Origin of the sequence: Clostridium thermarum, from assembly GCF_006351925.1 — a bacterium.
In the GTDB taxonomy this organism is placed as follows: domain Bacteria; phylum Bacillota; class Clostridia; order Clostridiales; family Clostridiaceae; genus Clostridium_AU; species Clostridium_AU thermarum.
In genome coordinates, this window is record NZ_CP040924.1 from 3,762,236 (window position 1) to 3,783,191 (window position 20,956).

At 34.6% G+C, this 20,956-nt stretch carries 16 protein-coding genes, 1 tRNA gene and 1 pseudogene; 4 read left to right on the forward strand and 14 right to left on the reverse strand.

Annotated features, from left to right (window positions below):
- Positions 1 to 7: 7 nt before the first annotated feature.
- The 8 genes from FHY60_RS17415 to zwf all read right to left on the reverse strand — a co-directional run bounded on the left by FHY60_RS17415 (position 8) and on the right by zwf (position 10,631).
- A complete protein-coding gene (locus FHY60_RS17415; protein WP_139906204.1) occupies positions 8 to 979 on the reverse strand; it encodes an ABC transporter permease in 972 nt (323 codons plus the stop codon).
- Positions 980 to 1,107: 128 nt separating this feature from the next.
- Positions 1,108 to 2,823: an extracellular solute-binding protein gene (locus FHY60_RS17420; RefSeq protein ID WP_139906205.1), complete on the reverse strand. Its 1,716-nt coding sequence runs from the start codon at positions 2,821 to 2,823 to the stop codon at positions 1,108 to 1,110.
- 126 nt (positions 2,824 to 2,949) lie between these two features.
- On the reverse strand, positions 2,950 to 4,482 hold the full coding sequence (locus FHY60_RS17425) for a response regulator transcription factor (protein ID WP_139906206.1): 1,533 nt from the start codon (positions 4,480 to 4,482) through the stop codon (positions 2,950 to 2,952).
- Positions 4,482 to 6,191: a sensor histidine kinase gene (locus FHY60_RS17430; protein WP_163215947.1), complete on the reverse strand. Its 1,710-nt coding sequence runs from the start codon at positions 6,189 to 6,191 to the stop codon at positions 4,482 to 4,484. Before FHY60_RS17430 ends, FHY60_RS17425 begins: the two co-directional genes overlap by 1 nt.
- Positions 6,192 to 6,363: 172 nt before the next feature.
- The gene (locus FHY60_RS17435) at positions 6,364 to 7,905 is read right to left on the reverse strand and encodes a glycoside hydrolase family 43 protein (protein ID WP_139906208.1); all 1,542 of its coding nucleotides are present in this window, start codon (positions 7,903 to 7,905) and stop codon (positions 6,364 to 6,366) included.
- Positions 7,906 to 8,261: 356 nt separating this feature from the next.
- Positions 8,262 to 8,334, reverse strand: a tRNA-Thr gene (locus FHY60_RS17440).
- A 112-nt stretch (positions 8,335 to 8,446) separates the two neighbouring features.
- On the reverse strand, positions 8,447 to 9,073 hold the full coding sequence (locus FHY60_RS17445; RefSeq protein WP_139906209.1) for a cyclase family protein: 627 nt from the start codon (positions 9,071 to 9,073) through the stop codon (positions 8,447 to 8,449).
- Between the two features lie 73 nt (positions 9,074 to 9,146).
- On the reverse strand, positions 9,147 to 10,631 hold the full coding sequence (gene zwf, locus FHY60_RS17450) for a glucose-6-phosphate dehydrogenase (RefSeq protein WP_139906210.1): 1,485 nt from the start codon (positions 10,629 to 10,631) through the stop codon (positions 9,147 to 9,149).
- Between the two features lie 664 nt (positions 10,632 to 11,295).
- On the opposite strand from zwf, the gene hsp18 reads away from it, so the two are divergent.
- Both hsp18 and FHY60_RS17460 read left to right on the forward strand, forming a co-directional pair.
- Positions 11,296 to 11,739, forward strand: coding sequence for a heat shock protein Hsp18 (hsp18, locus tag FHY60_RS17455; protein WP_139906211.1), 444 nt, complete (start codon positions 11,296 to 11,298; stop codon positions 11,737 to 11,739).
- Between the two features lie 268 nt (positions 11,740 to 12,007).
- Positions 12,008 to 12,628, forward strand: coding sequence for a hypothetical protein (locus FHY60_RS17460; RefSeq protein ID WP_139906212.1), 621 nt, complete (start codon positions 12,008 to 12,010; stop codon positions 12,626 to 12,628).
- Between the two features lie 37 nt (positions 12,629 to 12,665).
- Here the strand turns inward: FHY60_RS17460 and FHY60_RS17465 are convergent, their stop codons facing one another.
- Together FHY60_RS17465 and FHY60_RS17470 are read right to left on the reverse strand one after the other, a co-directional pair.
- On the reverse strand, positions 12,666 to 13,856 hold the full coding sequence (locus tag FHY60_RS17465) for an anthrax toxin lethal factor-related metalloendopeptidase (RefSeq protein WP_139906213.1): 1,191 nt from the start codon (positions 13,854 to 13,856) through the stop codon (positions 12,666 to 12,668).
- Between the two features lie 146 nt (positions 13,857 to 14,002).
- Positions 14,003 to 14,503, reverse strand: a complete 501-nt coding sequence (locus FHY60_RS17470; RefSeq protein ID WP_139906214.1) for a nitroreductase family protein — start codon at positions 14,501 to 14,503, stop codon at positions 14,003 to 14,005.
- 424 nt (positions 14,504 to 14,927) lie between these two features.
- Between FHY60_RS17470 and FHY60_RS17475 the strand changes: the two genes are divergently transcribed.
- Positions 14,928 to 15,338 carry a DUF2500 domain-containing protein gene (locus FHY60_RS17475; RefSeq protein WP_139906215.1) on the forward strand — a complete coding sequence of 137 codons (411 nt, stop codon included), beginning with the start codon at positions 14,928 to 14,930 and terminating at the stop codon, positions 15,336 to 15,338.
- A gap of 60 nt (positions 15,339 to 15,398) precedes the next feature.
- Here the strand turns inward: FHY60_RS17475 and FHY60_RS17480 are convergent, their stop codons facing one another.
- The 3 genes and pseudogenes from FHY60_RS17480 to FHY60_RS17485 all read right to left on the reverse strand — a co-directional run bounded on the left by FHY60_RS17480 (position 15,399) and on the right by FHY60_RS17485 (position 18,735).
- The gene (locus FHY60_RS17480) at positions 15,399 to 16,793 is read right to left on the reverse strand and encodes a TcaA 3rd/4th domain-containing protein (protein WP_243122180.1); all 1,395 of its coding nucleotides are present in this window, start codon (positions 16,791 to 16,793) and stop codon (positions 15,399 to 15,401) included.
- Positions 16,794 to 16,799: 6 nt separating this feature from the next.
- Positions 16,800 to 16,868: pseudogene (locus tag FHY60_RS18780) on the reverse strand (zinc-ribbon domain-containing protein); the annotation flags it as partial.
- A gap of 97 nt (positions 16,869 to 16,965) precedes the next feature.
- Positions 16,966 to 18,735 (reverse strand): glycoside hydrolase family 2 protein, encoded by a 1,770-nt coding sequence (locus FHY60_RS17485; protein ID WP_139906217.1) that lies wholly within the window; start codon positions 18,733 to 18,735, stop codon positions 16,966 to 16,968.
- Between the two features lie 210 nt (positions 18,736 to 18,945).
- Between FHY60_RS17485 and rbr the strand changes: the two genes are divergently transcribed.
- Positions 18,946 to 19,530 carry a rubrerythrin gene (gene rbr / locus FHY60_RS17490; RefSeq protein ID WP_139906218.1) on the forward strand — a complete coding sequence of 195 codons (585 nt, stop codon included), beginning with the start codon at positions 18,946 to 18,948 and terminating at the stop codon, positions 19,528 to 19,530.
- 32 nt (positions 19,531 to 19,562) lie between these two features.
- Here the strand turns inward: rbr and FHY60_RS17495 are convergent, their stop codons facing one another.
- Complete coding sequence (locus FHY60_RS17495; protein WP_243122181.1) at positions 19,563 to 20,945, reverse strand: replicative DNA helicase; 1,383 nt, start codon at positions 20,943 to 20,945, stop codon at positions 19,563 to 19,565.
- Between the last annotated feature and the right edge of the window lie 11 nt (positions 20,946 to 20,956).

The window sequence follows — 20,956 nt, forward strand, 5'->3', positions numbered from 1 at the left end:
CCCTCCTTTACAGTATTGCCTCGTCATCAATTTTTCCCGATAAATAATTTGCACCCGCTACAAGGCCAATTGATATTACTGATTTAAAAATACCAGCTGCTGTTGCAAGTGAATAATTTCCGAGATTAATACCGTATTTCAGCACATATATATCAATGGTTTGGGAAACATCAAGCACAAGACCTCTGTTACCCAATAAATACGGTACTTCAAAACCTGAGTTCAATAACCATCCAATATTCATAACCAGGAGTACTATAATGGTGTTCCTAATTCCAGGAAGGGTGATATGCCACATTTTTCTAAAACGGTTTCCTCCATCTATTTCACAGGATTCATAAAGTTCCGGGTCAATAGATGACATGGCAGCTATATAAATAATGGAGTTCCATCCCATTTCTTTCCAAACGTTAGAGAATGTATTAATCCACCAGAAATACTTAGGTGTCCCAAGCCACAAAATTGGCTTATCAATTATACCTAAAGCCATCAATAAATTGTTTAATGTTCCATCTGAGGTGGACAAAACATTTGCAATAATTGAACATACTATAACCCAACTCAAAAAATGAGGTAAGTACGATATTGTCTGTGTTACACGCTTGAAGCCCATTCTTCGGACTTCATTCAGTAATAATGCAAATCCTATAGAAAAAATAAACCCAAATATTAAGTTTAAAGCAGACATAGCAACTGTATTTCTAAAGGCATTCCAAAATTCCGGTGCCTTAAATAAAAAACTAAACTGTTCTAGCCCAACAAATTTTGATCCAAAGTATCCCTTGCTAGGCTTGAAATTCTGAAAGGCCATAATCCAGCCTGACAGTGGCCAATAACTAAATATAAAAGTAATAATCATACACGGGATGATCATAATTAAGAGCTCTTTTTGTGCCTTAAATTTTTTCAGCCTACTTTCCCGCTTCAATAGTTTTGTGGTTTTTTCTTGTACTGCAAGATTCTTTTCACTCATCTCCATCTCTCCCATGTTTAGAATATTGTTTCCCAGTGATTGAAGAAATAAATATTTACATTTAACTATTGCTATAATAAATGGTGGAGAGAGGATTTTCCTCCGCCTCCACCATTAAATTGTATATCAAGCACTTATTTTCCTAACTTTTCCTTAATTATCTTGTTTACTTCATCTAAATAAGGTTGAGGATTGCTTGCATTGAAAGCATCTACAAATTCATCCCACAAGCTGTCAAACTTACTTGGGTCCACCATAATCAATTGTGGATAATACTTTCTGGTAACATCATTTAATGCAGTATTAGCTACTTTAGCTGCACTTCCGTCTTCAATAGCCATTGACCATATCGGATAGTACTTAGGTCTGTTAACAGGCTCAGATAATAACTGTGCTGGGTATTCAATATTTAAAGCTTTTAGGAAGTTCTTATCATAATCCTGCTGAGCTGCCATGTATTCTGCTACAGAGTCTCCAGGTCCACATGGACTTCCATCTTCATAAAGACCTTGCTTCTTTGGAGAATAATTCCAAAGATAATCACCTGTTAAATCACGTTTCTTTGCAGTATCGTTGTTTATGTCACGGCGTTCTTGTGTAAGAGCTTTATCATTATCTCCAACTTTTACCCAGTCCTTGCCTTCTACACCCCACTGTAAGTAATCCTGAACTTCTTTGTTCAATATCCAGTCATAGAATTCAAGTAGACGGTCAGGATCTTTACATTTCTTTGTAATTCCAATACCGTTGTTTCCGGTGATTGATCCATTTGGTGCATCTAGATAGCCATCCTGTACACCAGGGTTTGTAATTGGAACAGCAACATAAGTACGATTGTATTTTCCATCTGCTTTTAGTACATTTTCAGCGCTGAGGAAGTCCCAATACTGGTCAAACATACCAAGTACAGCACCTGAGGATATTCTTGATATATATTGGTCATAACTTTGAGTAAAAGTTTCACCTTCTATAATACCCTTGTGGAATTCTTCATTCAGCTTTTTATAGTAGTTTTTAGCAGTCTCTGTTGTCTGATAGAAATATGCAGTATCTGTCTTGTAATCTACTGTGGCATCACCATTGTTACCATCACCTAATAAATGCTGTGGAGCATTACGTAAGCAGAAATCTCTCCAGCCATCAGACAGTATTTCAAATCCAATAGTCTTTGCACCATCTATTGTTGGATGCTTGGCTTTATAATCCTCAATAAGCTGGAAGTATTCTTCAAGTGTTCTTGGAACTTTATAGCCGCCTTCTTCAATAACAGCCTTTTGAATATAGAAACCTGCACCTCCATTGTTAAACATTGGAGCAGCCTTTTGTCTTACACCATAAAGTTCAAGAATGTATACATGTCCATCTTTAGCAGTATTATATTCCAAAGATGGAGCATAATGAGCGTAAAGGTTTGGATAATTCTTCAATTTGTCCTCTAGCGGAATAAATGCACCGGCATCAATAAACTTTTGATTTTCAGCAAAAATAGCATCTGGATAGTCTTCGCCCGCAATCATTACTCCTACCTTTTGAGCTAAATCTCCTACAAGGAATTCATACTCAATAGTAACTCCTGTAAGCTCAGTAATTTTCTTTAGAACGGGGTTGTCCTTTGAAGGAGCAGTATTGGGGTCACGGATAAAAACTTTAAAAGTAATAGGATTGTTACGGCTAGCCAGCATTGGCAAACCTGTCTCTGGATCTCTTTCTATTTTACCCTCACCGACAGTAGTTTCAGTACCACTTTTCCCAGTGTCTTCGGTCTTTTTGTCTGAACTTTTACATGCAGTAAAAGAAACCGCCATAGATGCAACGATTACAGAAGCAATTAGTTTTGTAAACTTTTTCATCTTGAAAATCCCCTTTCCTTATTTATGAATTAATTTTAACATGGGGCATATTGTTAGTCATTCCAAAAAAAATACCTGAAACTCCAATTTTAAAACCTTTACATACTGGATTTACAAAATGACTTTCTACCTAAGTCCTGAATTTTTTCTGTATTCTGTAGGACTTATACCAATTTCTTGTGTAAACTTAACAACAAAGTACTTACTTTCGGAATAACCAACGGCTTCCGCTATCTCATAAATCCTCTTATCCGTATGAAGCAGAAGATTTTTTGCCTCTGCTATTCTAATGCTGTTAACATATTGTTTAAAATTCACACCGGTAGCCTTTTGAAAAGCTCTTCCCAAATAGGTAGCATTCACAAAAAACTTATCTGCAATTTCTTTCAAATTGATTTGTTCCATATAGTGCTGATGTACATACTCTATAACCTCCCGGCTAATACCCATATTAACCATTTTACATCTGTGTTCTACAAAATTTATACCATCATGAACTAAATCAAGAATCATTTCTTTCCACTTCATAAATGAAATAAAATGAGGATAATCAAACCATTCAGGACGAGTGAGAATTGCTTCATTTCCATTTTCAACATAGGTTACTTCTAAAGCATCAAGAAGGATATAATAAATTCTATAAGTTATTTCTCGTATCTCCTGAATTTCTAAATGAGCTTTTTCAATTTCTCCCATCAGTTTCTCAACAGATTTTATTAACTCAGCTTTATTATGAGATAAAAAGTACTGTTTTATCTCTTCCAGCTGCTTGCATCCAAAACATAATTTTTCACAAGTTCTTCTCAAGTCTGGTTTATATTCCATATATTCCATTTGTGAGAAAAAAAGCTCAGTCAGCATCCTATTCATATGATTTGAAAAATCCTCTTTAAAAGAATTCTCAATGTTATTAAAAATATAAGAATCAAAAAATATGGAACAGTTTATTTTTTTCTTCTTAAACATATCCAAAAGATAATTTCCAAAAGACCTTTTATTATTATTAAAGGGGGCAAGTATTTTATTAGGCAGTAGAAAGCTATATTGGCTGCCATTGGTATGAAACAGATGGTCTTCTGACGCATCTAATATGGTGGAAAGGCACTCTTTCATTATAACGTGAGGTTTTTTATCCTCCAAATCTTGAGAGCATGGTAAAAGAACACAGGTCATAAGTGTATAATCACAGAAGATTTTTCTGTCTATTGCTTCACCATTATATAAATTGCGAAGCTTATTAACCTGCTCACGTATCAACCTTAGCCGCATTTTATTATTGTATTCATCCAGCTTATTGTGAATTTCTTTAAGTAAAGGGATAATTTCATCTTCATCAATTGGCTTGTTCAAGTAAGCTTGCGCCCCATATTTCATAGCCTGTTTTGCGTAAGAAAATTCACTATAACTTGATAGCATAACTACCATTGTTTGAGAATAATCCCCTTGTTTAAGCTGGCTTAAGAATTGGAGCCCATCCATAATTGGCATTTGAACATCCAACAGGATTAAATCGGGTTTCACAAGAGGAAGTTTATCTAAAGCGTCTTGTCCATTCACTGCAGTATCCTTTACCTTAAAGCCGTATTCCTCAAATGGTATAGCCTTAGGTAGATATTCTCTTATAGCTTTTTCATCATCAACCAGTAAAATTGAATACATTAAAACTCCTCCTTTGAGTGGCGGACAGGAATGGATATACTTATTTTTGTTCCCTTCCCCTCCTGGCTCTGAACATCCATAGTAAAATCCTTACCGTAGTACAAACATAGGCGCTGATACACGTTATAAATTCCTACGCTATGAGTAAGCTTCTCGCCTCCCTTAAGCATGTTTTTTAGTTTCAACAGATTAGCCTCATCTATGCCTATACCATTATCTGTAACAGAAATAAACATCTGTTCGTCCATTATCTTTATACAAATCTCAACATTCCTATTGTAAGAAATGGCCTGCACCCCATGAACACATGCATTTTCTACTAATGGTTGAATAATGAGCTTTGGTAACATACAGTTTTCAGCTGCCTCATCAACTATAATACTATACTCAAATTCGTCTTCAAACCTGTATTTCTGTATATACAAAAATTCTTCCAAGAATTTTATGTCCTCACTTAAAAGTATAATATCTTCGTCCCAATTGATTAAACGCCTAAACATCTTTGATACATATTTTATTATTCTTGCAGTTTCAGTCTCCTCTTTTACAATTGCTTTTAGTCGTATACATTCCAGAGTATTAAACATAAAATGTGGATTAACTTGACTTTGTAAAGCCAATAGTTTCGCTTGCGCATTTTCTCGCTCTAAATGTGCTTTATTGATACGGGCAGTATATTTTTCATCAATCAAAATCTGAAGCTGTTCACTCATCTTATTTATACTTTCTGCAAGGACACCTATCTCATCTCTGCCTATATTATCCTCACTTATCTTAGCAAAATTACCCAAGGCTATATTCTTTGACAATCTAACTAAAAGTTTAATTCTCTTGGTAATATTACTTGCCACTATCATTATGCAAAAGAAGGCCAACAACATACTTCCGAATCCTATTAAAGTAGTTTTCCATCTCATTTTAGTAAATTCCTTTGAAATGATATTACTATCGTAGAAACCATACAATGAGAGCGGCAAATCTCTGAGAGGCTGCTTTAAAACAACAATTCCCTTCTCTAAATCCTTATCTGAAAATATATCGAAAGCCCCAAATTCACTGTAAGTATTTGCAGAGGCAATAATTCTGTTATCTTTGTCTACCAAAACCATGTTATCAAATAAATCGCTATCCCTGAGCATTGAGGAAATATATGATAAATTGATATCAATTCGAATACACTTCTCATATTTTGAATATGTGGGATAATTCTTAAGTGGTCTGATTATGCTCAAACTTCTATTGTTGGAACTTATTAATTTTAACGGAGTTAAAGCTATTCTCATTTTGAGACCGTTAGGTGATGAATTTAATGGATCCAATCTGTAATCAAGTAATTTCTCTTCGAAAGTATCGAAGTGGGCTGATTCCAATTTTCTTACGATAGCTCCGTTAAGCAGTGTTGGGTTATCTGAATAAATTATCAATTGACTAACTTGGGGGTTATAGGGTAAATCAGAAAACAATAAATTCTTTACATGATTTTGGTACCTATTAATATAATTGAGACTATTAGTGTAGCTTGTATCTAAGAATTTGTATAACTCTTCATTAGCGTTATAGCGGACAGAAAGTGTTATAGTTCCCGAAATACACCCTTCAACCTTACCTGCTTTTTCACTTAAGTTTTGAGTTAATCGCTGCAGCATTTCATTCTGAATATTTTTCTCTGCATCACTGTAATAAAAAGTATTTTGAATAAATAAAGGCATGATAACACAACCCACAAATACGAGCATCATCTTTTGTGTTATTGAAAAATTGTTTAAAAACTTACTAGATTTTATCCACTTTATAGGAATCCCTCCTAACGAAAGATATTCTAGAAATTGTAAGAATACATATTAAGTTTAATTTGGTTAATGTTAGATTGGTTTATAAATTTTACTCTAAAATATTATATCTAAACCTTGAAAACTCGGCGGTTCCTCCGATTTCCTTTGTAGAGAACAGGAATAAACCAAAACGGCATCCCACAAACATATCTAACTTATATACCATCTTATATGTGACACCAAGCTTACTCCATTGGCTACCATTCAAATAATAAAACTCACATTCGTCTGCATTGTCTACAAAATTACCATATGCCTTCAAGGTAATACGGCTTCCTTCTACGGGAATTCTTGCATATTCCTTTCCGGCTTTTGTATCTATCTCATTTTTTCCAAACATGTTTTTATCATAGGCATCTCTTGCTAACATTACTAGATAATATTGATCATTTTCTTTGGTAAGTGCAATTAAAGCATAAGTACTGATTAAAAAACATAAACCGGCATAGTCACCATTTCTAAGACCCTTTCCATCTAAAGTTACAATTGCTTCACTTGCTGGTCCCATTGCACGTTGAGTCAAAGTGTTTACAGCATAAACTACATTTGTACTTAGTTTACCGGATTTAATTCTGTATGTTCCAGGCTTTTCAGTGACGGACCATAATCTAGGATCAGGTGTATGATTCCACTGCCAAAAATCCTTTAGGTGTACTTGTCCACTTTCATCCAACTCATATATAAAATCATCATCTCCAACCAATGACTTATATTTATACCCTGGTCTTGTGCTAGTAATCTCAATAAAATGTGGTGCTCTTTTTTGAAACACCGGAAAATCATTTTCAAAATGTAGCGGTACAATAACTGGAATACGGCCTACAGCACCATGGTCCTGGAATAAAACTGCATACCATTTCCCATTCGGTGTATTCACGATTCCTCCTTGTGCAACTCCTGAATTATGATAGCCCATATCATCGTTAAACACATCTCCGCCAACAAACTCACCTTCCAGCGAATCTGCTACAAAGCAAGCCTGTGTCCTTCGTCCACCCGAAGCCTTTGTAATGTGAATAAAAAAAGCATAATATTTCCCGTTAATTTTATATAAATGAGCCCCTTCATAGCCTAGGTAAAACTCCTGCTTCTCTTTTACTATTAATCGATGCAGACCTCCGGGTTTTGGCCCGGAAAAATCTTTCTTTAATTCCGTAAGGTAGATCTCATTATTCCCATATATTATATAAATTCTTCCGTCATCATCAAAGAGAAGAGAACTATCATGATAGAAGCCCTCTATATACTGCTTTCTCCAAGGACCGTTAATGTCAGTTGCTGTATATAGATAGGTCTTATGGGTATCATTTGCTACAAAGCACACATAGAACTTGCCCTCATGATAGCGCAGTGATGCCGCCCACATACCCTTCCCATATATATGTTTTTCACCTTCCAGCCTTTGCTCTGGTGTTCCGTCAAGAATATCATATACATGCGTGGCTACTTCCCAATGGATGAGATCAAAAGAACGCAGTATTACACAGCCAGGCATAAAATGCATGGTAGTACTGATCATATAGTAAGTATCCTCCACTCGTATAATATCAGGATCCGGATAATCAGCCCAAATAATCGGATTATTTTTCATAGTTCATCACGCCTTTTAGTTTACTTAAAGATCCTTTTCACAAAAGGATAAGCTTTGGAGTCTTTTTATCTTCTGGAATGTTGTAGTGTTTTGTCATTCTGTGCTTACAGATTAATAATGATATCCTTTTATTCATTGTATGGCTATTTCTTAATAAAATTCAACACATATTATAACATAATTAAAATTAATAGTAAAATTGTAAATATCATTTAATTCTATACACTATCAACACTTAAATTTTTAACTTATGGTATTAATTTTTACAAAATATAGTCTGTAAATTAGTGCTATAAAAATATATAGTCCAATAAATACCAGGTTTTAATTAACTTGGTACTATTGAACTTCAACAAAGCTTCCAGGGGGATTTGAACCCCCGACCTACTGATTACGAATCAGTTGCGCTACCGGCTGCGCTATGGAAGCAAACTATATACAATTATTGTCACGAGTATATTATATTCTTTTCAGTTAAGGTTTTCAATATAGAAAGAAGCTACTATAACCTCTTTTATAGTAACTTCTTTTCTTAAATCAATTATATTAATCCTTCAATCAAAACCGCTCTGGCCGGAGCTCCTTCTGCACCTTCAATCTTTAGCGGAAGTGCACAGAGCAAATATTTGCCGGGCTCTATATCCTTTAAGGCGAGTCCTTCTAAAACAGTAATTCCACTGCCCAGTAGTGCCTTATGGGTCTCATGTCCCGGTTGCCCTCTTTCTACGCCTAGAGCATCAATACCTGCTCCTTTAACTTTTTTATCTCTTAGGTATTCTGCTGCAGACTTTTCTATAAAGACAAATTTAAAGTTAAATTCCTCGACAAATGAGTTTCGGGTCTTAAATATAACAAAGTCTCCCTGACCAAACTCTAAATTTTCTAGGTCTTTCTTAGTTATTTCAGTTTCCAAGTGAGTAAGATCAAATACAATACAAGGCGTAATACAATTATATAGGTCAATATTCTCTATGGTATCTCCACCTTCCACCATGTGAAGAGGAGCATCGAAATGAGTTCCGGTATGGATATCCATATATATTCTACTCTCGTAATACCTTCCTGTTTCAAAAGTTGAAACTACCTCTCTTCTGGGTCTCTTATCTTCTAAATTATTATATACCGGCATATTCCGATGTATCAGCATTGAAATATCATGAATTTTCATATTTAAACCTCCAGTTAAAAAATAAGCCTCTGGTAAAGAACTTATTAGTCTTCCTAATAAATTTCCTACTCCTTTATACAAGCCACCATTGCCTTCCATCACGCCTTAGAAGTTCATGGGCTGCTTCTGGTCCCCAGCTTCCGGCTGCATAATTAGGAAATTGAGTCTTTTCATTTCTCCATATGCGGGTTACATCATCAACATACTTCCATGAAAACTCCACTTCATCCCATCTTGTAAATAGGGTAGAATCCCCCTTTATTAAATCAGAGATCAGACGCTCATAGGCTTCCGGTGAATCATTTTCCATAGAACAGTTTTGGCAAAAGTCCATCTGGATTGGAACAATTTGATTTCCAGTACCAGGCTTTTTCGCATTAAACTGGAACATTATTCCTTCCTTTGGCTGAACTTTGATAACCAAAAGGCTGGGCTGTAAATCCATATCCTTTGCATACAATATTTTGGGCAGTGATTTAAACTGAACTACTATTTCAGTGGTTTTATTTGCCATTCTCTTACCGCTTCTTATATAGAAAGGTACTCCGGCCCATCGGTAATTCTCAATATAAAGCTTCATAGCTACGAAGGTTTCTATATCTGATTCCGGTGAGACTCTATCTTCTTCCCTATAACCTTTTATATTGTGAATTCCTATCTCGCCCCTACCGTATTGTCCTCGAACCATATTCTCACGGACAAATTTCTCCGTTACAGGCTGCAGAGACCTTAGAACCTTGACCTTTTCATCTCTTATGCTCTCGGTTTCAAGATTTACCGGTGGCTCCATAGCTGTTAGTGTCAAAAGCTGAAACATATGATTTTGAACCATATCCTTCAAAGCCCCGGCATTTTCATAATAGCCTCCACGGTTTTCCACCCCGACAGTTTCTGTGGAAGATATCTGAATGTTATCTATATATCTGTTGTTCCAAAGATGTTCAAATACAGAATTAGCAAACCTCATTACCATGATATTTTGAATCATTTCTTTTCCAAGGTAATGATCTATCCTGTAGGTGTTTTCTTCTTTAAAGACTCTGGTAATCTGCTCATTTAAATAGGCAGCAGAAGCTAAATCCCTTCCAAAAGGTTTTTCAATGACAATTCTTCTAACACAATTTTCCTCTAAGTCCATTTTGTGTACATCTAATTTATCTACAATAACCTCAAAGTACTCAGGTGATACCGCCAAATAATATAATCTGTTTCCCGCAGTATTGTACTTATTATCTAAATCAGATAGTATTTCTTTTAAATGCACATAACCATCATCATCGTCAAAGTTGAATCTTACATAATATATTACTTCTTTCATTTTGTTCCATAGCTCTTCATCCAGCTTGAATCTGGCAAACTTTTCAATCGATTCTTTTACTTGGTTTCTATACTCCTCATCAGTGAGGTCTCTCCTACCTACTGAGACCACAGCAAAATTATCCGGCAATAATCCCTGATAAAATAAGTTATATAATGAAGGCATTAATTTTCTGTGTGTTAAATCACCTGTACCGCCAAAAATAACCATGACGGCTGGTAACTGTAACTTATTCTGCATTACGGTCTCTCCTTTCCATAGCTGAAGCAATATATTTATTCTGTTTTCTTTGCAACATCATGACCTCCAAATTCATTTCTTAGTGCTGCAACTACCTTTCCCGAAGATATCATTAACCATATTTCTCTTTTTCTCTGGAATTTTTGGATAAGTCCTCAAGGCTTTAGGCAACATTTAATCCCTCTGACTCTACTTCTTTCACCTTGTCTACTATTCTATCATAAACAACAGGCTCATGTCCGTGATTCTTCATATTTAACCCTAATTTGAAGCCCATTTTTACCCAATCCGATTAATCCGACCTTCATTTTAGCCACCCCAATTATTTCCCTAAATATATTTTACTCCTTATTTGTACTTATTATTAATTTTTGCATAAATCCCTAGCAGTTTTTATGATTTGCCCCAAACGAATGAGATTACATGTTAATTAATAATAATTCTTTAGTTTATTTTGCACTTATTTTCCACTAAAGTCAATATTAATAGAGAATATTCTCAAAATTTTTGATTAGACTAAATTATAGGATACTAGCTTAAAATATCTCTTTATTATTAAGTAAATTTTATTAGTTTTAACTTTGACTTTCTTTGACCTTAGTAGTATTATAAAGTCAAAGATGGTCAAACATAAAATTTATATATTTTAAAGGAGGTATTAATTATGTTCGAAATGGTTCCATTCAAAAGAAACGGATTATCAAAAAGAGGAGATGACTTTTTTAATAACTTCTTAGGCAATTTCTTTGACGATGACTTCTTTACCCCTGCAGCCTTCATGGGAAACTCCTTTAAGGTAGATCTAAGAGAAACCGAAGATGCCTATATAGTAGAAGCTGATCTTCCAGGAGTACCAAAAGAAGCTATTAATATAGACTATGAAAGAAATTATCTTACTATAAGTGCAAAACGAGAAGACAGAGTAGAAGAAAAAAAAGATAACTATGTTAGAAGGGAACGTCATTATGGTGAGTTTAGAAGAAGCTTCTATGTTGACAATATAGATGAATCTAAAATTTCTGCCAACTTTAAAGATGGCGTACTAACAGTTAATCTCCCAAAGCTTGATAAGGAAGTTAGAAGAAGAAAGAGAATTGATATTCAATAGGAGTAAAAGCATAGACAGGGTTTATAATCCTGCCTATGCTTTATTTTATTGTTCTAACTTCATATGCATTAAAGTTTCTTTAAAATATAATACTTTAAAACTTTACGAATAAAATTTCCAATAAGCCATTGATTTTATCCAGTACCTAATAAATAATTATATTATCATTAATAAAACTTCCCTTAAGGAAATAATTGTCCTGAAGCTATAACAAATAAAAGTTTCAATTGCCGTTAATAGTGGTTATATATAGAATGGAGTGTTGAAAATGTCAAAGGAAACAGTGTACGAGGTAGAGACTAGAGTTTACTTTAAGAGTTTTGAGGAAGCCTTTGAAAAATTACCTTTTTTGAAAAATGATTTAACCAGAAAAATAGATTGGACTACACATACCTACGGCCGAGAGCTTTTTAAAACTGATATTCTGCTCAGATTTTCAGAAGTTATAAATAATGGTACTAAAAAATATTACCTAGGCTATAAAGATAAGGATTTAGGAAGCATTTGTAATATCAGAGCTGAGCTAGATGAAGAAATAACATCAGAAATGAAAGTCAGCACTATACTAAAGGCCCTTACCGGAAAAGATGTCTCTGTTAATATCCATACTATAAACAGCACTCTGTCTGATCTTGGCTACGAAAGGTTTATGTCCTTTTCCGGAGATAATCTAACCGGGTGGAATGAAGAACTTAAAATTTCCCTTAAACTGATGCACTGTGAAATTTTAGAGTTTCCTGTACTATTGGAGCTTGAGATGTCTGCCTATTCCTATGATGAAGCTTTAAAAACTGAAGAGGTGCTAAAATCTATACTGGAGAAGCTTGATTTACTGGACAGAGTTGTGAGAAAGGAACCACCAACTTTATTATTTGAAGTAACTCAGTAAAAAGGCATGATATCCCCCTTAAAGAAGTATCATGCCTTTAATTAAATAAAACAGCAATAAAATCATAGGTATTTGGCGCATTATCCATTAATATTTTTCTGGAAGTTTCACTTTGAAAATAAAGGGCAAAGCACTCGGCAAAATATTCATAACTGTAAGCCCTATAATAATCATTAAGCTCCTGCGGCAAATTGGTTACTTCCGGCCTAAATAAGCTCTCAGCTTCACTGCTCCAAATTGATAAAAAATCACTTTCAGAAGATATACCTAGTTGTTTACCTTCCCCACCGGATAACAGAAAGTCAATAGCGTGCCCTATCTCATGAATTGTTGTAGTTGAAAGATCATCAATATCACTTGAAGATAAGTAATTAATTGCAGTATGGTAGTCTATTAATATTTGCGGATATCTAAAAACTCCAACAACTTTTAGATTCTTTTCTTCTTTATCCCTTAAGCTTTGAAATTCCGGCATATTTGTTATACTCTCATCAATATATTTTATTTTAATGTTACCACTTAATAGGGTTTCTAATATATAATCAGGTAACTCCTTTATCTTCCCTAAAGCCTCTTTGACCTCAAGTTTTTTCAAAAATCGGTTTTGCACAATAATCCTTTTAAGGAGTTCCTCTTTATCTATCACTTCTAATATGCATACAATCTTAGGTTCACACTGCATGTCATTAATAAACTGCCCTTCTATCTCATAGGTACCTATGGTGCTTCTATCCACCGTGCTTGTATCCCACTGAACCTTCGTTCTTGCGGTTTTGCCGGTGCTGTATACAACTGATAGGTATTCCGGAAGCTTTAGTTTATCTTTGTAGATGTTACCGTCTTCAGCGGCTATAATTACTTTTCGCGGTCTCTCTATTGCCTTAATATATTCAGAAATTCTCACCTTTAAGTTTACTGTCTTATTAAAGCCTTTAACCCTTCCTGTTAGGTTTACATTTCCAGTCAGCTTTGTATCTATATTTTCCTTATCCCAAATTACTGATATCCTTTTATATTTACTGCTCTTTACCCTTGCCTCTACTGTTTTTGGAAGTTGAAAGTTACTGTGTTGTTTAACTTCTATGCTTATGCTATCAATACTCACTATCTTGTTTAGATAATATACAAAATAGTAATAGACCCCTATCTCCAGTACTGCAATGATTGCTATTATAAATAGCATTTTAGTCTGCTGTCCTTTTCCCCGAAGTCTACTTAGTAATTTCAAAGAATACCCCCCATAAATTGCTTATAAATACAGGCTTGTTCTATAATTCTATTCTACTTTAGCTCATTTATTCCAGAATAAAATTAATAAGGCCTAACTTCTACAGTATAGAAGTCAAGCCTCTTCCTTATAAATTCATATATGTATTACCACTTATTCCTATGTACTTTATTATCATCGTATCTATTGGCAGGCTCCTTTTTCTCTCCGGGACGGCCTATGGGTATGATACATAAAGGTATAATTTTTTCCGGTAAGTTTTCTATTTGCTGTATTGCCTTTACCCTCTCTTCTTGTGGATATATGCCTACCCATACAGCTCCTAAGCCCAGTTCATGAGCAGCTATTAATATATTTTCTGTAGCTGCGGAACAATCCTGTACCCAGAATTCTTTTAGAGGTGCTCTCTCTAAATCTCCGCAAACAATAATAGCAAACCTTGCATCCTTAAGCATCTGAGCATATGGATGAACCTTCATTATTTCCTCCATTATACTCTTATCGTCGATGACAATAAACTGCCAAGGTTGCTGGTTTGATGCGGAAGGTGCACTCATGGCAGCTATCAACAGTTTTTTTATTTCTCCTTCTGATACCGGTTCGTCAGTATACCTTCTTATGCTTCTTCTTTCATAAACTCCACTCATCTTGTTACCTCCTAAATTATGAATTAATGAACAAAATAATATTCCCACCATAAGCAGGAATTATACTAGCCCTATCTACAATGTTTAATGCCAATATTAATAAGTAGGAAAAAAGTAAATTAAGCATTTTTACTAAAAACACCAAATTAAATCTACATATGTAAGTATAACATATTTTTAAGAAGCTTGTTATAAAATCCTCACAATCCCCTTCTACTGAGGTATTTTATCTATAAGTACTTTAACTTGTACATCTTCCAATATATTGATATAATTATAGCATACTCTTCTTTTATAGCCTATAGTATCATATTCATCAGTATAATAATATTGACGGGTAAGGCCATTTTTGAAAATATAGAACTTTAAGTATGATTAATCCGTAAAGTATTGTAAATAAATTAATTGTGATAGGAGCTTGTTTATGTTTTTTCCTGATGATGTCTTTTCCGTTTCCTTTGGGTTTATATTTAATATTGTGCCCCTACTTGTAATGTTAGGTTTTATATTTGTCTTCGGTATGATTATTGTCAATGCAATTAAAGGAGCTAAGCAATGGAATTATAATAATTCTCAACCGGTTTTAACTGTTGAGGCAAGAATAGTTACAAAAAGGGCAGATGTTTCTACCTATCATCATAGCAACCATAATGACATTGGACACCACCATCATCACTCCAGCACCACATATTACGTTACCTTTGAAGTACAAAGCGGAGACAGAATGGAGTTTAGAGTTAGTGCTAATGAATATGGCATGTTGGTAGAAGGAGACTTCGGTAACCTTACTTTTCAAGGTACCAGGTACTTAGGCTTTAACAGAATTTTATCATAGACTATAAAAAGAGTTAATGACTAGTAAATATCTAATCATCAACTCTTTTCTAAATTAATACTACTGTAAGTCTATTAAATCCACATTATCTAAATACCCATAAGTATTGTAGCTGTCAATCATCCACTTACCGGTAGCTTCATCATAGTACATATTTAAGGTAAGGATATCCCTATTATCATAATCAATAAAAGTATACTCTGCACCTACATATATAGTAAACATATCTCTTCCTGTGTTATTATCCTTATAAACATACAACGCCTCTCCATTTATGTAAGCCTTATTAAAGATGTAGTCCTCTGGTATATCCCAATAATTATTCCTTTCAAACTCATACTTACAATTATCTGTGGCATTGACCAATAAGTCTTTGTTAAGAGAGCTTTTTGCCGTATAATAGGAGACAATAAAATCTTTAATATAGGGTGCTGCAGACTTTATAAAATCTGAATCCTTTATTTTAAACTCTTCTATGAAAAAATCATAAAACATGTCATCTGAGTTATAATCAATTGAAACGAGGTTTCCCCATGGGTATTTTTTAGAAAATACTATTGTTCTGTTATTATCATCAGGAAAGGGTCCTATCTCGCTGCCTTCCAAACCAATCTCCATGTTTGTTTCCATACCATCCACAGATACTTTTAAACTATCTGTACTTGCATAACAGTATACCGTCTTGAGGTTAAAGTCTGCATAATAGGAAAATTCATTATTCGTAAGCTCTACCTTTTCTTCAATAACTGAACTACCAAACTCATTTTCATATACAAACTCCAACTTGTAACTTCCAGGTATAAAAGGACCATATTTTTTTACAACTCCATCCTTTTGACTTTTGCCTATAGATACTCCATTTAACTTAATATTGACCCCTTCATAATTTGAAGACAGTTTTAGATATTGCGGTTCAACTTCCATAACATATTTCTTGAACACAAGAAGTGTTCTTCCATTCTCTGTCATGGAAAAGTTTTCGAACTTTCTGCCCTGTGACAATTTTTCTATCAACTCTTCTTTAAAATACTCATCTTTATTTATGTATTTCAATAGAATCTCTGTACTAGCTTCGTCAATTTTCATGTCCTCCTCTGAGGAATATAAATATTTTATAAGTTCCTTTGCGTCATTTTCGTTTATGGCTTTTTCAATTTTCTTTACTACTTGTCCTTCGCTGGTTATGTATCTACCTATACCAAAGAAAGCTCCCCCTCCTAATAAAATTAGAATGATGGCTGATATAGCTATTTTTAGGCCTAGGCCCATAGGTTTTCTTGGAGCTTTTATCTTTGTAACGTTCATTGCCGGTACAGGTCCACCAAAAGACACAGGGTTTTGCTGATAGTTGTAGGTATTTTCTACTGGCACATTTTGAGTATCACCTAAGTTGTCTGTATGTACTGATTGCGGTTCTACTGAAAGAGGCACTTGCCCATTATTATCAACTACCATTAAATTCTTTCCACACCTTTGACAGAACCTTTGCCCTTCTTGTAATTGTTGTCCGCAATTCCCGCAGAATTTCATAATTTTACTACCCCACCTTATTTTATAACTTTAACTAAATTATATCAGATATACCTACTACTATCAAACAAAAGGTCCAGTTAAACTGGACCTACCTTTAGTAATTATAAAATTTTTTTAATATATAATAAGCTAACTTTTTATATTTTTTATCTGCTGATAACAAACCTTTCAGATTATATCCCTTTTGATATTGGTTTGTCCTTCTCGGACTCCTAAAATCATATAAAATCCATGGACTAATTCCTCTGATATAGGGAACATCCTTTATTATTTTCAACTGCTTTCTATATACATCTGCCTGACAATCTTCGGTAAAGAACTCATCTATGGTTCCCATGTGGCCAGATAATGCTTCTGCTCCAAATTCCGCAAGGATAACTGGTCTGTTTGGTCTGCTGTTCCTAAAGGCTTCTATAAGGAGATTAAAATTACCATTATACCACCCGTAATATTCATTTATGCCTATAATATCAAGATACTGGATCAACCTGTCACTTATTATATTTTTCTCAGCATTTATTAGGCATCCTGCAGATACCAGTCTTGTATCATCCATATTTTTTACGGTATCTACCAGTTCTTTCATGAATACAAGCCTAGCATCTGTATCGATATTTTCATTACCGATAGACCATATTATAACACTGGCTCTATTATAATCTCTTATCATCAGCTCGCATAACTGATTCTTTGCATCCTCCAAGGTGGCAGAATTATCAAAGTCTACAGCCCAATTAACCGCAATTTCCTCCCAAAGCATAATTCCAAATTGGTCTGCAGCCTCAGTTATTTTCTCTGAATGAGGATAGTGGGCAAGTCGCACAAAATTGCAGTTTAATTCCTTGGCCAATTTTATATTTTCTATTATTTCTTCTTCACTTAAAGCTTTTCCATTTTCTATACTGTCTTCATGGCAGCATATCCCCTTCAAATAGATACTTTGTCCATTTAGATAAATTTCTGTACCTTTCACACTTATTTCTCTAAATCCAACCTTATCCATTACAAAGTCATCTCCGTATTGGACTTGAACAGTATAGAGGGTAGGGTTGTCCGGACTCCATGGCTCCAATTGAACCTTCAGCTCCATTTCACCTCTACCGTTATTAACGTTAAACTCCTTTTTTACTCCCAAATCCGGTATAGTCAATAATGCCTTCCCGTTTAAATTATTACCATCCACCTCTACTGAAATCTTTATTTTTTGAAGGTTTGTCCCATCTACCACATTAGCTCTAAAGGTTTTTATAAAGGTTTGAGGTAATCTTATTAGTTCTACGTCCCTGTATATACCACCATAATTAAACCAATCTCGGTTGTCTGTAGGTATACTCTCTCTTCTTCTTATATTGTTTACTACAACATGTATTCTATTTTCCTCTAAAAGTCGGTCTGTTACTTCTATATAAAAAGGCGTAGATCCACCTTTATGATATGCTATAAATTCTTTATTTAAAAATATCCTGCATTGATAATTCACTGCACCAAACTTTAGGAATACTCTATCTTCACTTTTCTTCAAGTATTTAAACTTTCTTGTATAAACCGCTGTGCCCTCATAATAAAAATACTTATCATCAGCCATGTTCCAGCAAGCCGGTACATATACCCTCTCCCAGTCATCAAAACTGTAATCACAAGGTAACTCTCTTCCTTCTTTGTCCTTTGAATTTTCTTTGAACCATTCTGCCCTTAAAAAGGTATCATATGGGTCGATTAGGAAGTTCCAATAACCATTGAGCTTTTCCTTTGTCCTAAATCTGTCATAAATCATACTTTCATATGTAACAATATTATGACTATACTTACTATTGTACTCATTGTTATAAATGTGTTTTAAATATCCATTGCCATTAGGCTGCATTTTTAATTGTCCCCCTAAGTTATGTCCAATCTAAGTTGAACTTTCTATAGTTTCAAAAATATTATATCACATCCTAATATGTATGTGTATGTGCTCTATTTATGCTGACATTGATTATTCTTTAACATTTTCTATCTAAATTTTGAAGGACTTTTAGATTTTATGAAGAATTAATACATGGAAGAATTTCATAGAAGGAGTTGTTAAGTGATGAAATCTTTAAAGGGAACAAAAACAGCTGAAAATTTAATGAAGGCATTTGCAGGGGAATCACAGGCAAGAAACAGATATACATATTATGCATCTGTAGCAAAGAAGGAAGGCTATGTACAAATAGCAAACATTTTTACTGAAACAGCAGATAATGAAAAGGAACATGCAAAGAGATTCTTTAAGTTCTTAAATGAAAGCTTAAATACTGAAATGGTTGAAATAACAGCTTCTTATCCAGTTGGACTAGGAGATACCAAAGCTAATTTGTTAGCTGCTGCTAACGGTGAAAATGAAGAATGGGTTGACTTATACCCAGAATTTGCAAAGGTTGCTGATGAAGAAGGCTTCCCTGCAGTAGCACTAGCTTTCAGAAAAATAGCAGAAGTTGAAAAGCATCATGAAGAAAGATATAGAAAATTATTAGAAAATCTTGAAAATAACAAAGTGTTTAAGAAGGATACTGAATTAATGTGGAAGTGTAACAACTGTGGGTACATCCATGTTGGTGAATCGGCTCCACAAACATGCCCAGCTTGCCTACATCCACAAGGCTATTTCGAAGTATTAGCAGATAACTTCTAAAAAAGTTGCCCTCTTGGGCAACTTTTTATTGGTTAAAAGTTTTGGTGTACATTATCCAGATTACCAAATTTACTATACTGTCCAAGCCAAGCAAGCTTTACTGTACCTACCGGGCCATTTCTTTGCTTAGCAATAATGACTTCAGCAATATTTTTATCCTCAGTTTCCTTATTGTAATATTCATCTCTATAAAGGAACATAACTACGTCAGCATCCTGCTCAATAGAACCGGATTCTCTAAGGTCAGACAACATTGGTCTGTGGTCTGCTCTTTGTTCAGGAGCACGGGATAACTGGGACAATGCTATAACGGGACACTGCATCTCCTTTGCAAGAGCCTTGATAGATCTGGATATTTCAGAAACTTCCTGCTGTCTGTTATCACTACCGGGGCTTCCTGACATAAGCTGAAGGTAGTCAATCATTATTAGATCAATTCCATGCTCCATCTTTATTCTTCTGCACTTTGACCTCATTTCCATAACAGAAACTCCGGCAGTATCATCAATGTATATCTTAGCTGCTGCAAGAGGTCCGGAAACTCTGGCGATGCTTTCCCAGTCCTTATCATCTAAGTTACCGGTTCTAAGCTTCTGAAAGTCAACATTTGCCTGGGAACAGAGTAATTTATAAGCCAACTGTTCCTTTGACATTTCTAATGAGAATATAACCACACTTTTTCCGCACTTAAGAGCTGCATGCTCACAAAGATTTAGAGAAAAGGTTGTCTTACCCATAGAAGGTCTTGCTGCTACCAAAATCATATCGCCCTTTTGGAAACCAGAGGTCTTATTGTCTAAATCTCTAAAGCCAGATTCAATTCCTGTAAACTGCCCCTTATTATTGAACAGTCTCTCAATTTCTAAAAAACCTCTTTCCAAAACTGCACTAATAGGTTCAAAATCACTTGTAGATCTCTTTTCTGAAATATCAAATATTCTCTTTTCAGCTAGATCTAATACACTTTCTACATCATCCTGTCTTGCATAGCAATCCTCTATTATCTCTGTAGATGACCTTATTAATTTTCTTAGCATTGACTTTTCCTCTACAATCTTTATATAGGATTGTAGATGAGCTGTCGTTGGTACTGAATCACTTATTTGCGTAATATATGTGATTCCCCCTGCTGCCTCTAATCTATCAGTAGCTTGTAAGTGTTCAATGAGCGTAACTAAATCTATAGGAGTATCCTTTTGGAACAATTCTACAATAGCTGAGAAAATAACCTTGTGGGAATCCCTATAAAAATCTTCACTTTTTAAAACTTCCACAGCCTGAGCTATGGAAGCCTTATCAATAATCATTGAGCCAATAACGGATTGCTCTGCATCTATATTTTGAGGAAGGCTTCTTAGTATGGGGGCTACCTGAGCATTAATCTGACTGCCGGCATTTTGTTGATTATTCTCCACACTTAATCTCT

What these genes read in the sequence shown, in the direction of transcription:
- FHY60_RS17485 (WP_139906217.1), bottom strand. Translation starts at nt 18,735, where the DNA reads ATGCAGCCTAATGGCAATGGATATTTAAAACACATTTATAACAATGAG.
- FHY60_RS17425 (WP_139906206.1), bottom strand. Translation starts at nt 4,482, where the DNA reads ATGTATTCAATTTTACTGGTTGATGATGAAAAAGCTATAAGAGAATAT.
- FHY60_RS17460 (WP_139906212.1), top strand. Translation starts at nt 12,008, where the DNA reads ATGTCAAAGGAAACAGTGTACGAGGTAGAGACTAGAGTTTACTTTAAG.
- FHY60_RS17470 (WP_139906214.1), bottom strand. Translation starts at nt 14,503, where the DNA reads ATGAGTGGAGTTTATGAAAGAAGAAGCATAAGAAGGTATACTGACGAA.
- hsp18 (WP_139906211.1), top strand. Translation starts at nt 11,296, where the DNA reads ATGTTCGAAATGGTTCCATTCAAAAGAAACGGATTATCAAAAAGAGGA.
- FHY60_RS17480 (WP_243122180.1), bottom strand. Translation starts at nt 16,793, where the DNA reads ATGGTAGTTGATAATAATGGGCAAGTGCCTCTTTCAGTAGAACCGCAA.
- FHY60_RS17435 (WP_139906208.1), bottom strand. Translation starts at nt 7,905, where the DNA reads ATGAAAAATAATCCGATTATTTGGGCTGATTATCCGGATCCTGATATT.
- FHY60_RS17475 (WP_139906215.1), top strand. Translation starts at nt 14,928, where the DNA reads ATGTTTTTTCCTGATGATGTCTTTTCCGTTTCCTTTGGGTTTATATTT.
- FHY60_RS17415 (WP_139906204.1), bottom strand. Translation starts at nt 979, where the DNA reads ATGGAGATGAGTGAAAAGAATCTTGCAGTACAAGAAAAAACCACAAAA.
- FHY60_RS17430 (WP_163215947.1), bottom strand. Translation starts at nt 6,191, where the DNA reads ATGCCTTTATTTATTCAAAATACTTTTTATTACAGTGATGCAGAGAAA.
- FHY60_RS17445 (WP_139906209.1), bottom strand. Translation starts at nt 9,073, where the DNA reads ATGAAAATTCATGATATTTCAATGCTGATACATCGGAATATGCCGGTA.
- zwf (WP_139906210.1), bottom strand. Translation starts at nt 10,631, where the DNA reads ATGCAGAATAAGTTACAGTTACCAGCCGTCATGGTTATTTTTGGCGGT.
- FHY60_RS17420 (WP_139906205.1), bottom strand. Translation starts at nt 2,823, where the DNA reads ATGAAAAAGTTTACAAAACTAATTGCTTCTGTAATCGTTGCATCTATG.
- rbr (WP_139906218.1), top strand. Translation starts at nt 18,946, where the DNA reads ATGAAATCTTTAAAGGGAACAAAAACAGCTGAAAATTTAATGAAGGCA.